This window comes from Paraburkholderia sp. ZP32-5, from assembly GCF_021390495.1.
GTDB lineage: Bacteria > Pseudomonadota > Gammaproteobacteria > Burkholderiales > Burkholderiaceae > Paraburkholderia.
On the sequence record NZ_JAJEJP010000002.1, the window covers coordinates 1977551 to 1991782 of the forward strand.

The following is a 14232-nucleotide window of genomic DNA, read 5'->3' on the forward strand; positions in this document are numbered from 1 at the left end:
TGCCGCACGAGGTGTCGGATAAACTGAAGCAAGCCCGCCTTCCCGCAATTGGACCGCTCACACTCACGATCATGCCCTTTCGTATCGCCGAAGCCACCATGTGGCAACTCGTGCAGCGTCATACCGGCCGGGTTGGCTACCGCAGGGGCGTCAAAGCCGAAGGATTGTCGGCAACGCCCGCGGTGATCGACTGCTCCGGCTGGGTCGCGCTGCTTCTGAACGACGCCATGCAGGCGGAAAACGAAGCGGCGAGCCGCCCATTGTTTCGCGCCGACGATATCCGCGCGCTGCATACATGGTCGGATCGCATTATCGAGGCGATAGAAACGCGCACCGCATTCGTTCTCGCAGGGCCGCAGATCGCGACGCACAACCTGCCGCGCTGCGCGACCCTCGGATTGAAAATGGGCGAACCGGCGTGGGCAAATAATCATCCGCGGCCGCGCGGCATCACGCATATCGTTCAGGTGGTTCGCCGGCCGGAGGACGATGCGCCATTCGTGTCGGAATCTTTCGGCGGTTCGGCTGCGCCCGGCATTGGCCTTACGCCGCTTGCCGAATGGCTTGCGCGTATGCAGCCTTATCTGTGCAGCGGTGCAATGTGGGCAGTCGACCCTTTCCGCCTCGCTGACGATGCCGCCCCGCCGCCATAACAAACGCTACGTATTCGCAACCAGCAATTCCTCGGCATTGCCCGGCGGCCGCAAGCCATCGGTTCTACCCGCGAAATAGCGCTGCGTCAGATCTTCCGCCGACACATGGCGCGCGTCGCTGAAGCCGGCCTCGCGTGCCATCGTCGTGATCTGTGGCGGCGTGAAAAAGCTGATAAACGGCGTGCCGCTCGCGCGAGCCCCCTTCTCCGCCATTTCGAGCCCCGGCCGCACGTCCGGGTCCGCCATCTCCAACGGCAACAGGAACGTCATCGCGAACGTCGAGCCGCGCGCGAGCCCGGCCACTTCACGCAGCGTCGCCGCGTTCGCTTCCTTGGTCAGATACATGCTGACGCCGGTCGATACGACGATCGCCGGTTTGCTCTGATCGAAGCCCTCGGCCGCGAGACGCTGCCGCCAGCTATCGCCTGCTTCGAAATCGACGGACACGAACCGCAGCCAGTCCGGCACGCCGAAGCCAAGTTCGAGCAGACGCTGACGCTTCCATGCCTGCGGTTCCGGTGGATCAACTTCGAACACCGTCAATCGCGATGCGACTTCGGGCCGACGTTGCGCAAAGCTGTCGAGACCGGCGCCGAGAATCACATATTGATCGACACCGCGCCCCGCCTGCTCGACGACCAGATCCTCGATAAAGCGTGCCCGCGCAACGATCGACGCGCGAAACGGCCTCGTAAAACCCGGGTCCATATCGCCACGGCTGCGCCAGTCCTCGGATGGTGCCAACAGTTGCAGACCGATTTCATCTTCGAGCACATGCGGCGGCGCATCGGCCTGTACATGCAACGCGCGCCACAACGCGACGCGCGCGGCGGTGCTATCGGGTGTCGCCTGTCGTTGAGCGGTCATAGGTTCACCTCGTTACAATTCAATGCAAAAACGGCAATGCGAGAAACAGCTTGATGACGACCGCGTTGACGATGTCCATGAAGAACGCGCCCGTCATCGGCACGATCAGAAACGCGATATGCGAATGGCCAAAGCGATTGGTGATCGCCTGCATGTTCGCGATCGCGGTCGGCGTTGCGCCGAGGCCCAGTCCGCATTGCGCCGCGCACAGCACGACGGCGTCGTAATTGCGGCCCATCAGCGGGAACGTCACGAATATCGCGTAGAGCGCCATCAGCACCGTCTGCGCGGCGAGGATCGAGATGATCGGCACCGCGAGCGCGGCCAGTTCCCATAGGTCCAGCCGCATCAGCGCCATCGCGAGAAAGAGCGCGAGACTGACGTTGCCGACCAGCGCAACCGCATGCTGGTCCAATTTCACGCGTACCAGCGCAAGCACGTTGTTCAGCAGCACGCCGATAAACAGCACGCACACGAACGTCGGTAATTCGAATACCGTGCCGGCCAGCCAGTCGGCGAACACTTCGCCGCCGGCGAGGCAGATCGAAATCAGCGTAAGCGTCGTGATGATCGCCGCGGGCGTGGTGGCCTGCTGCGCCTTCGGTTCTTCGAAGACCAGCGTTTCATCCGCGCGCTGCCTGACGCGTTGCAACTCTTCAGCGCTGAGCCTGCGCATCAGCAGCCGCGCGATCGGACCGCCGAGCACGCCGCCCATCACGAGCCCGAACGTCGCGCAGCCGATCGCGATTTCGGTCGCCGACGCAATTCCGTGATGCTCGGTGAAGACCTGGCTCCACGCGGCACCGGTGCCATGGCCGCCCGACATCGTGACCGAACCGCCGAGAATGCCGAGCAGCGGGTCGACGCCGAGCACGAACGCAAGCGCAATACCGACAACGTTTTGCAGGATCAGCAAGCCGCTGACCAGCGCGAGGAAGCGTACCAGTACCGGGCCCCCTGCCTTCAGGCTCGAGATGTGCGCGTTGAGACCGATCGTCGAGAAGAACGCGAGCATCAGCGGCGCCTGCATCGTCGCGTCGAATTTGAACTCGACATGGGTCGTTACGCGCGCGAGCAGCACGCAGATGGCGACGATGAGCCCACCCGCGACCGGCGCCGGAATCGAATACGTGCGCAGCACACCGATCCATTGAACGAGCTTTTCGCCGAGCAGCAGCACGAGCGACGTCGCGACCAGCGTCGCATAGATGCCGATTGTCATGAATGGCCTCCGGACAGGAGTTCGACGATATTGTTATTTCCCTGATGCGGCGCCATCGATCAGGTGGCGCAGGCTTCGGCAGACAAGGCGGGCGAGGCTTCCGATATGGCAGCGAATCGGAGCAGGCGCAACCATCCGCCATCTTAGCCAATCCGATCGCCCAAAGTATGAATTTCCTTGACCTGGTACGGGGCGCGCGTCACATCGCGTGACTGACGGCGGTTGAAGTCTGCTACGCTGCGTCCTTCACTATCCTTGCATTGAATCGATGGACAACCCTTTCAACGATCGTGGCGTGTCGGTGACGCGCAATGCGCTGTCATCCGCGGGCCAGGTTTTTCCGCTGCGCGATATCGTCGACGTGCAGGTCGTCACCGTGCAGAAGAACAAAACCGTGCCGGTTGTGATCTCCGTCGCCGGCTTGATCGGCGCGATTGCCGGTGGCGTGTTGCATTCCTCGGCGGGGCTCGTCTGTGGGATCATGCTGATCGTGGTCGGCTGGCTGACCTGGGTAACGCAGGACATCACGCATCGGCTGATGGTGAAAACAGCCGACGGCGAGCGCGAAGCGCTCATGAGCACCGATCGCGAGTTCGTCGAACGCGTCAGCGCCGCCGTGCAGCAGGCGAAGACTGCGGCGGCAGTGCCGAAGGCGTGAGGTCACTGCTCGGTTCCCTCTCGTTCGTTAACACAAATTTGATTCCGCGCACCGGGTTTATTTTCATGCTGTTGACGCACGCGCGGCTACAGTAGGCAGGTCTCGACAACGCGCGCCGCCGCATCGGGTGGCGCAACCCTATGCTTACGTCAGCTGCCCCGTCCGACACTCCCCTTGCTCGCATTACCCCGATTCGCCGTGCGACGCATACCAGCGTTCCGCTGGTCGTTATCGACGTTACGGTTCCCGGCACATCGTCGGCCGAAGGAAGGCGGGCATTGCATACCGCGCTCGGCGATGATCTGCGACTCTACATCGTGACCGTCGACCGTCAACGCGAGTGCGTGACCTTTCGCGTCGAAGTGACGTCGCACACGCTCGACGACGTGATCGGCCTGCTCACCAGCGCGCTCGATCGCGCGACCCTCGGCCACGCGCAGGCCAGCACGCTGCGGCGCCCGCGTCATCGCGCGATGACCTGACTTCACCAGGCTTGCGTCGATTCGGCCATCGACAAATAAAAAGCCGTGCGCGACTGCACGACCCGCAGTCCGCACGGCTTTCTGCTTCAATCGCCCAAGCCGCCTGCTACGACACGTTTCGCTCACTCCATATCGAGCGGACTGACACGCCAGATATTGCGCGCGTATTCGCCGATCGTGCGATCCGACGAGAATTGCCCCATGCCCGCGACGTTCTCGATCGCGCTTTCGGTCCACGCCTGCTTATCGACGAAACGCGCATCCACGTCGTCCTGCGCCTTCGCGAATGCGGCGAAGTCGGCGAGCACCATGTAGTGATCGCCCCAGTCGACGAGCGTGTGGAAGATATCGGAAAAGCGCAACGGGTCGTCCGGTGAAAAGAAACCCGAGCGGATCTGATCGAGCGCGGCGCGCAATTCCGCGTTCTCCTCGTAGATCTGCCGCGGCCGGTAGCCGCTCGCGCGCAGCGTATCGACTTCGTCGGCGGTATGGCCGAAGATAAAGATGTTGTCGCGACCCACCGCGTCGCAGATCTCGATGTTCGCGCCATCCATCGTGCCGATCGTCAACGCGCCGTTCAGCGCGAGCTTCATATTGCCGGTGCCCGATGCCTCGGTGCCGGCCATCGAAATCTGCTCGGACAGATCGGCCGCCGGAATAATCAACTCGGCCACGCTCACGCCATAGTTCGGCACGAACACGACCTTCAGCCGATCGCCGATCACCGGATCGTGATTGATCTTCTGGCTGACGTCGCCGATCAGTTTGATGATCGTCTTCGCCATCCGGTACGCGGACGCGGCCTTGCCCGCGAACAGCACCACGCGCGGCACCCAGTCATGCTCGGGGTTCGCGAGAATCCGGTTGTAACGCACGATCACATGCAGCACGTTCAGCAATTGCCGCTTGTATTCGTGAATGCGCTTGACCTGCAGATCGAATAGCGCGTCCGGATTGAAATGCAGCTTCGTGTGATGCGCAAGCCGATGCACGAGACGCAGCTTGCTTTGCCGCTTCGCGTCGCGGAATGCTTCGATAAACGCGTCGTCCTTGCGCAGATTGCGCAATTGCTCGAGTTCGAACAGATTGCTGCGCCAGTGCGTGCCGATGCGCGCATCGATCAGCGACGACATCGACGGGCTCGCCTGCGCGAGCCAGCGGCGCGGCGTGATGCCGTTGGTCACGTTCGTGAAGCGGTCCGGATAGACCCTCGCGAAGTCGGCGAAGATATCGCGCGTCATCAGTTGCGAATGCAACTTCGACACGCCGTTCACCTTATGACTCGCGACGATCGCCAGATACGCCATGCGCACGCGCCGCTGCCCGTATTCATCGACCAGCGAAATGCGGCGGATCATCTCGCCGTCATGGCCCGATTGCTCGCTCACATGCTTCAGAAACTGCGCATTGATCTCGAAGATGATCTCGAGATGCCGCGGCAGCAGCCGCGCCAGCATTTCGACGTCCCACGTTTCGAGCGCCTCGGGCATCAGCGTGTGATTCGTGTACGAGAAGATCTGCGTGACATGCTTCCATGCCTTGTCCCACGGCAAATGATGCACGTCGACGAGCAGCCGCATCAGTTCGGGAATCGCGAGCACCGGGTGCGTATCGTTCAGATGCACCGCGACCTTTTCGGAGAAACGCCCGAACGTGCTGTGCGTGCGCTGATAGCGGCGAATCAGATCCTGCATCGTCGCCGAAACGAAAAAGTACTCCTGGCGCAGCCGCAGTTCGCGGCCGGCCGGTGTCGAGTCATCCGGGTACAGCAGCCGCGACACGTTCTCCGACATGTTCTTTGTATCGACCGCATTGCGATAGTCGCCGCGATTGAATGCGCCGAGATCGAGTTCTTCGGTTGCGCGCGCCGACCACAGCCTCAACGTGTTGGTCGCATCGGTCGCATAGCCGGGGATCACGGTGTCGTACGCGGTCGCGTTCACATGCTCGGTGTCGATCCATTCGACGGTGTCGCCGCGCTGCACCGTGCGTCCGCCGAAATGCACCATGTACTTGATTTCGGGGCGAGGAAACTCCCATGGGTTGCCCGCGCGCAGCCAGTAGTCCGGTGCCTCGACCTGCTCGCCGTTGATGATTTCCTGACGGAACATCCCATACTCGTAACGGATGCCGTAGCCGAAGCCCGGAATGCCAAGCGTCGCCATCGAGTCGAGAAAACATGCGGCGAGGCGGCCGAGACCGCCATTGCCGAGCGCGGCATCGGGCTCGATATCGATCAGCGCATCCATATCGACGCCGAGACTCGCAAGCGCCTCCTTCATCTGATCGTGAATGCCGAGCGCGAGCAGCGCGTTGCTAAAGGTCCTGCCGATCAGAAACTCCATCGACAGATAGTAGACCCGCTTCACATCCTGCTCGTATTGCAGGCGCGTGGTCTTCATCCAGCGCGCGACGAGCCGGTCGCGCACGGCCAGCGCGGCCGCGTGCAGCCAGTCATGTGGATGGGCGGTGACGGCGTCCTTGCCGACGCCGTACATCATGCGATTCGAAATTGAGCGCCGTAGCGCGTCGACGGTACTGTTGAGCTGGTCGAATTCCAGATCGACGGCTGTCATCGAAGCCTCCGGGATAGAACGACATGGCAGACGCGAACCGCACGGTTGACGGACGGGAGGCGCGTGCCTGTCTGGCGGATTAAGAAAACAGAGTAGGACATTTTACGGCTCGCGCACACCTGCAACGCGAGCGGATTCCCACGCACATGTCATGCCCGGCCTCGCTGCCCGAGGCGATCTACGTGGTGCGAAAACAGATGAATGCGCGATGCGCTCAGGTATCGACGATGCCGGTCGACTCACGACTCCGCATCGTTTACGTCGATTATTTTTTCGGCGCATGACGGACGCGTGACGAGCGGATGCATCGGCGGATCGGCGCGATGCGCGGTCGAATTCGCGGTCGCTTTGTGGTCGAATCCGCGCAGTTCTTCTGCCGAACCGAATTGCTATAGAGACGCGCATTACTCCGACCTGATGCGCCGAGCAGTTCGACAGCGCCGCGCGAGGTTGACAGTTAGTTGCCTATGGATCCCCGCATTGAACAGAGTGTTCACGGTGCACTGTCATGCACCCGTTATGCACGTATCCCTGCACGTTTACCCGGTCTCTGTAACAATCGCGGATGTTATTGCGTCGCGCCCAATCACCTTTCGTATTGCCTTCACGTCTTGACGAAAGGACAACGCAGCGCGCGCATCCTTCCGAACACAACCCGCTGCTCACGCGCACCCGCCTCCGCTTTCCAACCAGAGACCGGCCGCGCGCCGGCATGTATAACCGACGAGCCACGCCTTGTCCGATAAGCTCAGCCCTTCCGTCGACGGCCACGCGCCCGCCCTTCCGGCCAACGACAAAATGTCCGCCGCCAACCGCCGCGCGATGTTCGCGATCATGCTCGCGGTCACGCTCGCCACGCTCGATACCGCAATCGCCAACACCGCGCTGCCGACGATCGGCGCCGATCTGCACGCGACGCCCGCGGCGTCGGTCTGGATCATCAACGCCTACCAGCTCGCGATGGTCGCGACGCTGCTGCCGCTTGCCGCGCTCGGCGATATCGTCGGGCATCGGCGTATTTACGTCAGCGGCATCGCGCTATTCACGCTGAGTTCGCTCGGCTGCGCGATTGCACCGACGCTGCCGCTGCTCACCATCGCGCGTATCGTGCAGGGCGTCGGCGGGGCCGCGATCATGAGCGTGAACGCCGCGCTGATCCGCCATCTGTATCCGCCGCATCGGCTCGGTCGTGGACTCGGCACCAATGCGCTGGTCGTCGGCGTTTCGTTCGCGATCGGACCGACGGTGGCTTCGCTGATCCTGTCGGTTGCGACGTGGCCGTGGCTATTCGCCGTCAACGTGCCGCTCGGCGTGCTCGCGCTGACGTTCGCGTTACCGGCTCTGCCGCATACCGCGCAAGGCAAGCATCAGCTCGACCCGATCGCGGCGGTGCTCAACATCGTGACGTTCGCCGCGCTGATCTTTGCGCTCGGCGAGGCGGCCCAGCGCGCACCGATGCAGATCGTGCTGAGCTCCGCGGCGCTCGCGCTCGTCTGCGGGCTGCTGCTGATTCGCCGCGAAGCAGGTCATCCCGCACCGATGCTGCCCGTCGATCTGTTCAGGCGGCCGGTGTTCGCGCTATCGGCGGTGACGGCCATCTGCTCGTTCGCCGCCCAGGGGCTCGCGTTCGTGTCGCTGCCGTTCTATTTCGAAGACGTGCTGATGCGCAGTCAGGTCGAAACCGGCTTCCTGATGACGCCGTGGTCCGCCGTGGTCGCGCTCGCCGCGCCACTCGCGGGCCGTCTGTCCGATCGCTATCCACCGGGTCTGCTCGGCGCGATCGGGCTCGCGATACTGTCGGCGGGGATGGCCTCGCTCGCGCTATTGCCCGCGCATCCTGACGTGCTCGACATCAGCATCCGCATGGCGATTTGCGGCGCGGGCTTCGGCTTCTTCCAGTCGCCGAATCTGAAGGCGATCATGGCAAGCGCACCGCCGGAGCGCAGCGGCGGCGCGAGCGGCACCATCGCGACTTCACGGCTGCTCGGACAGACCACCGGCGCGGCGCTCGTCGCATTGTGCTTCGGGATTGCCGGCCGGCAGCATGGGCCGATGCTGGCACTCGGGCTCGGTGCGTTCTTCGCCGGCGCGGCGAGTCTCGCAAGCGGATTGCGGTTGTTCGCGCCATCGCATCGCGCCGCGGGTGGGCAAACGAAAACAGCGGCGAAGTAACGCGGCGGGAACGGTGGGAATAGAAAGAAACGGAACGAAGCGAAAACAACGCTCCGTCGAAAGAGTCCGCTTGAAGCAGCGGGCAGGCAGGTGCAGAGAGCGGGACTGAAGCAGAAGTCAGGCAGAAGCACGAGGCGGCAATCGTACCCGCCGCCTCATGCGAAACCAATCCAACACAAGCAACACAAGCAACACAAGCAACACAATCAGCACATCAGCGCGCGGCGAAATACCCCTTCACCGCCGCGACGAACGTGTCGATATCAGCGCGCGACACGTCCTTATGCGTGACGAAGCGCGACGCGTACAGCATCTGCGTGAGGATGCCGCGCTCCTTGAGCCACGCTTCGAGCGGCCCGCAATGCTGCTGCGGAAACTGCGCGAACACCATGTTGGTCGCGACCGACTGCACCTTCACCTGATCGATCGTCTCCAGACCGGCGGCCAGATGCGCGGCATTCGCGTGGTCGTCGGCAAGGCGTTCGACGTTGTGATCGAGCGCGTACAAACAGGCTGCCGCCAGCACGCCGGCCTGGCGCATGCCGCCGCCGAGCACCTTGCGCCAGCGGTGCGCAACGTCGATCAGCGCGCGGCTGCCGACCAGCACCGAGCCGACCGGCGCGCCGAGACCCTTCGAAAAGCAGATCGACACCGAATCGAACGGGCCGGCGAGCGCCGCAACCGGCTTGCCCGACGCAACCGCCGCGTTGAACACGCGCGCGCCGTCGAGGTGAACCGACAGACCGCGCTCGCGCGCGAGTTGCGTCGCCTCGTCGACATAGCCGGCCGGCAGCACCTTGCCGCCGATCGTGTTTTCCAGCGCCAGCAGACGTGTGCGGGCGAAGTGATCGTCGAGCGGCTTGATCGCGGCGGCGATCTTTTCGAGCGGGATCGAGCCGTCGGCGGCATTTTCGAGCGGCTGCGGCTGGATGCTGCCGAGCACCGCGGCGCCGCCGCCCTCGTATTTGTACGTGTGCGCGAGCTGGCCGACGATATATTCGTCGCCGCGCGCGCAGTGCGCCATCAATGCGGCGAGATTGCTTTGCGTGCCGCTCGGGAAGAACAGCCCCGCTTCCTTGCCGGCGCGCTCGGCCATCGTCGTCTGCAGACGCAGTACGGTGGGGTCGTCGCCCCAGACGTCGTCGCCGACTTCGGCCGCCGACATCGCCGCGAGCATCGGCGGAGTCGGACGGGTTACGGTATCGCTGCGCAAATCGATCATTGTGGGTCCTTGTGCATCCATGAATGACAGCCTACGGCAGCCGGCCGCGCGTGCGTTCCTCGTGGAAAGCACACGCGGCGGCGAACAAGCCACACAGTGTATTCAATTAAAGCGGCGCTGAAAATCGGCGCATCCCCGAACAGAGCGCCGCGCGCGCCATGAACGACGGACGGTGATTAGCCGCCCGGCTTCGGCAACCACTGCAGCGGGTCGACCGGCTGGCCGTTCTGACGCACCTCGAACTGGATCGACGCGACGCCGCGGCTATCGACGCCGACTTCGCCGATCGTCTGCCCTTGCGCGACCGCATCGCCTTCCTTGACGAGCAACTGGCTGTTCTGGCCATACGCGGTGATCAGCGAGTCATTGTGCTTGATGATGATCAGCGGGCCATACGCTTCGATACCGGTGCCCGCGTACACCACCCGGCCGGTGGCCGCGGCCTTTACCGGATCGCCGGGCTGGCCGCCGATCACGATGCCGTTCGACTTGCCCTGCGCGAACTTTTTGAGGATCGGGCCGCGCAATGGCCATTGCAGCACGCCTTGCTGCGGAACCGCCGCCGTCGGCGCGCCCGGCACGGCGCCTGGCGCGGCACCCGGCGCCGCCGGCGCGACAGCAACAGGCGGGGTGACGATGCTGCCCGAAGCGATCGGCGGCGACACCCGCAGCACCTGGCCCGCCGCAAGCGGCGCGTTGACCGCGAGACCGTTCCATGCGGCGAGGTCCTGCGGCGTGCGGCCATACGCCGACGCGATGCCGGCAAGCGTGTCGCCCGGATTCACGCGGTAGAAGCCGGCCGGCACGGAGACCGTCGACAGGCTCGTCGCGTTGGGCGGCGCGTTGTTGTAGAACGGCGTGCTCTCCCACGGCATCGTCGTGCAGCCAGCGACCAGCGCGCCGAGCGCCGCCGCCGTCAGCAGGCGGATCCCCGTCAGTTGCCATTGTTCTGTCATGTGATTTTCCTCGACGTATTTCCCGATCGGATTAAATCGTTGCGCAAGCATTTAACGTGCCGCCGTACTGCCGTGCATTGATGCGCGGCCGACGCGGCTATCGCGACAGGCGCTGCGGAGCCTGTCTATTATGCGCGACGGCCACGGGGGCGCCGCCGCGCGGGCGCCGTCAAATTGCCGTGTTCTTCAGACGCTGCCCTGCGTTTCGACGACCAGCACGCGCGCCACGCCGAGCGGATGGGCGACATGCTCGGTGCCCACCGACGCGTAGAACACGTCGCCGGTTTCGAGCACCGTCGAGCGTTCGACGCCGTCTTCGCGATAGCGCATCTCGACCCGGCCGTCGAGCACGGCGAACACTTCCTCGCCGTCGTTGACGTGCCACTTGTACGGCTGGTCGGTCCAGTGCAGACGCGTGGTGATGCCGTTCATGCTGGCGATGTCGAGCGCGCCCCATGGACGCGTCGCGGTAAAGTCCCTGCTGCGGATGATCTTCATGGTCGATGAGCGGTGGGCAGTCGCACGGACCGCGCGGCATGGTCCGCCCGGGCTCCGGCGGCGCTTGCGCGGCTGGCCCTCATTATAGGTCTGACGGCTCGCCGGCCCCCATTAACGCACCCGCAGCGCACCCGCGCGCAGCGATTCGTCCGATTATTGAAACCCTTAGGTCGTCGCCTATACTCACTCAAGCCGCGTGGCACACCCTGTACGACAAGCGTCTGGATTCTGGGAGGAGTCGAGGATGAACAAAGCCACCTTTCTGGCCGTGCAACTCAACGTCGACGATGTAGCGGCGTCCCCCGGCCTCGTCGAGTTGCTGAACACCCACCTGGTTTTTGCCGCCGATGTTGCCGAAGCCGCCGATGCGCTGGTGCAACTCGCGAGCATCGCGGGACTGGCGAGCGGCGTCGAAGCGAGTGTCGAGCTTCCCGCCGTGGCGATAGAGCGGCTGCGCGAGGCGCTCGATAATCTGAGCGGCTACGACGAATCCTGGCTGCTGGCGCTCGAACCGAGCCGCGCGCTGTTCGACGAGATCGGCCGCCGACATCGCACGTTGCATTGAGCGGCGCACGGCGAACAGACCGCTCAAGCCACACAGTAAACAACAGGCCGTAAACGACAAAACGCCATCCGATCAAACCGGATGGCGTTTTTTCTTGCCCGCCGCCTTCGCGCTGTTCCGCGAGGCGGCGTCTACATCAGACTACGTACAAACTTTGCTGCAACTCGTATCGGCGCTTCGTTACGGCTTACTAGCGGCTTAGTTACCGAAATTAGTTGCCGAAATACACCGAGTTACGGTCCGACTTGGCCGGGCTCGCTGCATGGCCAGCTTGCGACGTGCTGACAGCCGGTGCGCCGTAGCCGCTGGTGTTCGCCGTGTTGGCTGCGAGTGCCGTGTCGTTTTGTGCCTGGACGCGAGCTTCGGCAGCCTGGATGTCCGTCGGGTAGTCGAGGTCGCTGGCGATCGGGTTGTAGCCGGCCTTTTCCAGTTGAACCAGTTGCGCACGGACTTCAGCGCGGGTAACCGGCTGGTTCGTTTGAGCGAACGAAGCAACAGGAGCAGCAAGGGCGGCGGCGATAGCAACTGCGGAAATCAGGGTCTTCATGATTAACCTCCAAGAACTTGTTTGTGGTGCATCAGGGTTTTCCCTAACGCTTGATCGCAAGTTTAGGAGGGTTGCGGACTAGGGAAAACCCCTAAATCAACGAAAGTCTATTTTCGTTTCCGCAATAATCGCCGTGCGTTCTTTACAAAAGCCTGAAACAACATCGATCCTGACAATAATCTTACGGATCGCAAGACTAGGGCATCGGGCTCATCCGGCGCGCATTTCGATCACGCGCGCCGGATCGCTAGTCAGCCATTCAGCCCCAGTGCGCGTGGAAGCTGCCCGGCTTGTCGATGCGCTCGAACGTATGCGCGCCGAAGAAGTCGCGCTGCGCCTGCACGAGGTTCGCGGGCAGACGCTCCGAGCGATACGCGTCGAAATACGCGATCGCCGACGCAAAAGCCGGCACCGGCACGCCCGCATTGACCGCCGCCACCACGACTTCGCGCAACGCAGCCTGATAGTTCTTCGCGATGTCGTGGAAGTACGGATCGAGCAGCAGGTTCGCGAGCGCCTTGTCCTTCGCGTAGGCGTCGGTGATCTTCTGCAGGAAGCGCGCGCGGATGATGCAGCCCGCGCGGAAAATCTTCGCGATCGTGCCGAAGTCGAGATCCCACTTGTACTCTTCCGATGCCGCGCGCAGTTGCGCGAAGCCCTGCGCGTACGAGATCACCTTGCTGAAGTACAGCGCGCGGCGCACCGATTCGATGAACGCATCGCGCGCGCCACTGAGCGGCTTCGCCTGCGGCCCTTCGAGCACCTTGCTCGCGGCCACTCGCTGATCCTTCAGCGACGACAGCACGCGCGCAAACACCGCTTCGGTGATCAGCGGCAGCGGCGCGCCAAGATCGAGCGCGTTCTGGCTGGTCCACTTGCCGGTGCCCTTCTGCGCGGCGCGGTCGAGAATCACGTCGACCAGATCCTTGCCGGTCTCGTCGTCCTTCTTGCCGAAGATCTTCGACGTGATTTCGATCAGATAGCTGTCGAGCTCGCCCTGATTCCACTCGGTATAGACCTTGCCGAGTTCTTCGTTCGACAGGCCGACCACCTGCTTGAGCACCGCATAGCTCTCGGCGATCAGCTGCATATCGCCGTATTCGATGCCGTTATGCACCATCTTCACGAAGTGGCCGGCGCCGTCCGGTCCCATGTACGCGACGCATGGCTCGCCGTCCGGCGCCTTCGCGGCGATTTCGGTGAGGATCGGTGCAACGAGGTCGTAGGCATCGCGCTGGCCGCCCGGCATGATCGACGGGCCTTTCAACGCGCCTTCCTCGCCGCCCGACACGCCCGTGCCGATGAAGTGCAGGCCCGCCTTCGCGAGTTCCTGGTTGCGGCGGATCGTATCGGTGAAATGCGTGTTGCCACCGTCGATCAGGATGTCGCCCGCTTCGAGCAGCGGCTTCAGCGACGCGATCGTCGCATCGGTCGGCGCGCCGGCCTTGACCATCAGCAGAATGCGGCGCGGCTTTTCGAGCGAGTCGACGAACTCTTCCAGCGTGAAGGCCGGCACCAGTTTCTTGTCCGGAAATTCGGCGATGAGTTCGTCGGTTTTCTCGCGGCTACGGTTGTAGACCGATACCGCGTGGCCGCGGCTTTCGATGTTGAGCGCCAGATTGCGGCCCATGACCGCTAGCCCCACCACGCCGATTGCCTGTTTGCCCATGTGAATTCTCCAGAGTCGAATGAATGTCGTGACGCCGCGTCGCGCCAAACGCCGGCGCGGCGTCGAGGGTGAAAGGATAAAAGAAATGCACGCTTACCGCTTGGCGGCGGGCAGTGAGCGCGGGTGTTTTGGCGGTTCCGCGGCA

At 63.4% G+C, this 14232-nt stretch carries 13 protein-coding genes; 5 read left to right on the top strand and 8 right to left on the bottom strand.

All coding sequences use genetic code 11. From position 1 onward, the window contains the following. The first annotated feature begins 71 nt into the window (after positions 1 to 71). On the top strand, positions 72 to 653 hold the full coding sequence (locus L0U82_RS27520) for a hypothetical protein (protein WP_233836078.1): 582 nt from the start codon (positions 72 to 74) through the stop codon (positions 651 to 653). 6 nt (positions 654 to 659) lie between these two features. Here the strand turns inward: L0U82_RS27520 and L0U82_RS27525 are convergent, their stop codons facing one another. Both L0U82_RS27525 and gltS read right to left on the bottom strand, forming a co-directional pair. Continuing rightward, the gene (locus L0U82_RS27525; RefSeq protein WP_233836080.1) at positions 660 to 1520 is read right to left on the bottom strand and encodes a class I SAM-dependent methyltransferase; all 861 of its coding nucleotides are present in this window, start codon (positions 1518 to 1520) and stop codon (positions 660 to 662) included. Between the two features lie 19 nt (positions 1521 to 1539). Beyond that, positions 1540 to 2742 carry a sodium/glutamate symporter gene (gene gltS, locus L0U82_RS27530; protein ID WP_233836082.1) on the bottom strand — a complete coding sequence of 401 codons (1203 nt, stop codon included), beginning with the start codon at positions 2740 to 2742 and terminating at the stop codon, positions 1540 to 1542. A gap of 268 nt (positions 2743 to 3010) precedes the next feature. Here gltS and L0U82_RS27535 point away from each other — a divergent pair, with 268 nt between their 5' ends. Together L0U82_RS27535 and L0U82_RS27540 are read left to right on the top strand one after the other, a co-directional pair. Further along, positions 3011 to 3400 (top strand): DUF6232 family protein, encoded by a 390-nt coding sequence (locus L0U82_RS27535; RefSeq protein WP_233836084.1) that lies wholly within the window; start codon positions 3011 to 3013, stop codon positions 3398 to 3400. A gap of 278 nt (positions 3401 to 3678) precedes the next feature. Next, complete coding sequence (locus tag L0U82_RS27540; RefSeq protein ID WP_233836086.1) at positions 3679 to 3882, top strand: hypothetical protein; 204 nt, start codon at positions 3679 to 3681, stop codon at positions 3880 to 3882. A 122-nt stretch (positions 3883 to 4004) separates the two neighbouring features. Here L0U82_RS27540 and L0U82_RS27545 read toward each other — a convergent pair whose 3' ends face one another. Further along, positions 4005 to 6458 (bottom strand): glycogen/starch/alpha-glucan phosphorylase, encoded by a 2454-nt coding sequence (locus L0U82_RS27545; RefSeq protein ID WP_233836088.1) that lies wholly within the window; start codon positions 6456 to 6458, stop codon positions 4005 to 4007. A 798-nt stretch (positions 6459 to 7256) separates the two neighbouring features. On the opposite strand from L0U82_RS27545, the gene L0U82_RS27550 reads away from it, so the two are divergent. Continuing rightward, positions 7257 to 8630, top strand: coding sequence for an MFS transporter (locus tag L0U82_RS27550; protein ID WP_233837522.1), 1374 nt, complete (start codon positions 7257 to 7259; stop codon positions 8628 to 8630). Between the two features lie 214 nt (positions 8631 to 8844). On the opposite strand, the gene ltaE is transcribed toward L0U82_RS27550, so the two are convergent. The 3 genes from ltaE to L0U82_RS27565 all read right to left on the bottom strand — a co-directional run bounded on the left by ltaE (position 8845) and on the right by L0U82_RS27565 (position 11306). Then, on the bottom strand, positions 8845 to 9852 hold the full coding sequence (gene ltaE / locus L0U82_RS27555; protein WP_233836090.1) for a low-specificity L-threonine aldolase: 1008 nt from the start codon (positions 9850 to 9852) through the stop codon (positions 8845 to 8847). 176 nt (positions 9853 to 10028) lie between these two features. Next, positions 10029 to 10808: a peptidoglycan DD-metalloendopeptidase family protein gene (locus tag L0U82_RS27560; protein WP_233836092.1), complete on the bottom strand. Its 780-nt coding sequence runs from the start codon at positions 10806 to 10808 to the stop codon at positions 10029 to 10031. A gap of 186 nt (positions 10809 to 10994) precedes the next feature. Continuing rightward, on the bottom strand, positions 10995 to 11306 hold the full coding sequence (locus tag L0U82_RS27565) for a cupin domain-containing protein (protein ID WP_233836094.1): 312 nt from the start codon (positions 11304 to 11306) through the stop codon (positions 10995 to 10997). Between the two features lie 244 nt (positions 11307 to 11550). Here L0U82_RS27565 and L0U82_RS27570 point away from each other — a divergent pair, with 244 nt between their 5' ends. Beyond that, the gene (locus L0U82_RS27570; RefSeq protein WP_233836095.1) at positions 11551 to 11871 is read left to right on the top strand and encodes a hypothetical protein; all 321 of its coding nucleotides are present in this window, start codon (positions 11551 to 11553) and stop codon (positions 11869 to 11871) included. Between the two features lie 211 nt (positions 11872 to 12082). Here the strand turns inward: L0U82_RS27570 and L0U82_RS27575 are convergent, their stop codons facing one another. Both L0U82_RS27575 and gndA read right to left on the bottom strand, forming a co-directional pair. Beyond that, positions 12083 to 12418 (bottom strand): DUF4148 domain-containing protein, encoded by a 336-nt coding sequence (locus tag L0U82_RS27575; RefSeq protein WP_233836096.1) that lies wholly within the window; start codon positions 12416 to 12418, stop codon positions 12083 to 12085. Between the two features lie 259 nt (positions 12419 to 12677). Continuing rightward, positions 12678 to 14087, bottom strand: coding sequence for an NADP-dependent phosphogluconate dehydrogenase (gene gndA / locus L0U82_RS27580; RefSeq protein WP_233836097.1), 1410 nt, complete (start codon positions 14085 to 14087; stop codon positions 12678 to 12680). Positions 14088 to 14232 lie beyond the last annotated feature (145 nt).

What these genes read in the sequence shown, in the direction of transcription:
- L0U82_RS27525 (WP_233836080.1), bottom strand. Translation starts at nt 1,520, where the DNA reads ATGACCGCTCAACGACAGGCGACACCCGATAGCACCGCCGCGCGCGTC.
- L0U82_RS27545 (WP_233836088.1), bottom strand. Translation starts at nt 6,458, where the DNA reads ATGACAGCCGTCGATCTGGAATTCGACCAGCTCAACAGTACCGTCGAC.
- L0U82_RS27550 (WP_233837522.1), top strand. Translation starts at nt 7,257, where the DNA reads ATGTCCGCCGCCAACCGCCGCGCGATGTTCGCGATCATGCTCGCGGTC.
- L0U82_RS27535 (WP_233836084.1), top strand. Translation starts at nt 3,011, where the DNA reads ATGGACAACCCTTTCAACGATCGTGGCGTGTCGGTGACGCGCAATGCG.
- gndA (WP_233836097.1), bottom strand. Translation starts at nt 14,087, where the DNA reads ATGGGCAAACAGGCAATCGGCGTGGTGGGGCTAGCGGTCATGGGCCGC.
- L0U82_RS27520 (WP_233836078.1), top strand. Translation starts at nt 72, where the DNA reads ATGCCCTTTCGTATCGCCGAAGCCACCATGTGGCAACTCGTGCAGCGT.
- gltS (WP_233836082.1), bottom strand. Translation starts at nt 2,742, where the DNA reads ATGACAATCGGCATCTATGCGACGCTGGTCGCGACGTCGCTCGTGCTG.
- L0U82_RS27575 (WP_233836096.1), bottom strand. Translation starts at nt 12,418, where the DNA reads ATGAAGACCCTGATTTCCGCAGTTGCTATCGCCGCCGCCCTTGCTGCT.
- ltaE (WP_233836090.1), bottom strand. Translation starts at nt 9,852, where the DNA reads ATGATCGATTTGCGCAGCGATACCGTAACCCGTCCGACTCCGCCGATG.
- L0U82_RS27565 (WP_233836094.1), bottom strand. Translation starts at nt 11,306, where the DNA reads ATGAAGATCATCCGCAGCAGGGACTTTACCGCGACGCGTCCATGGGGC.
- L0U82_RS27570 (WP_233836095.1), top strand. Translation starts at nt 11,551, where the DNA reads ATGAACAAAGCCACCTTTCTGGCCGTGCAACTCAACGTCGACGATGTA.
- L0U82_RS27560 (WP_233836092.1), bottom strand. Translation starts at nt 10,808, where the DNA reads ATGACAGAACAATGGCAACTGACGGGGATCCGCCTGCTGACGGCGGCG.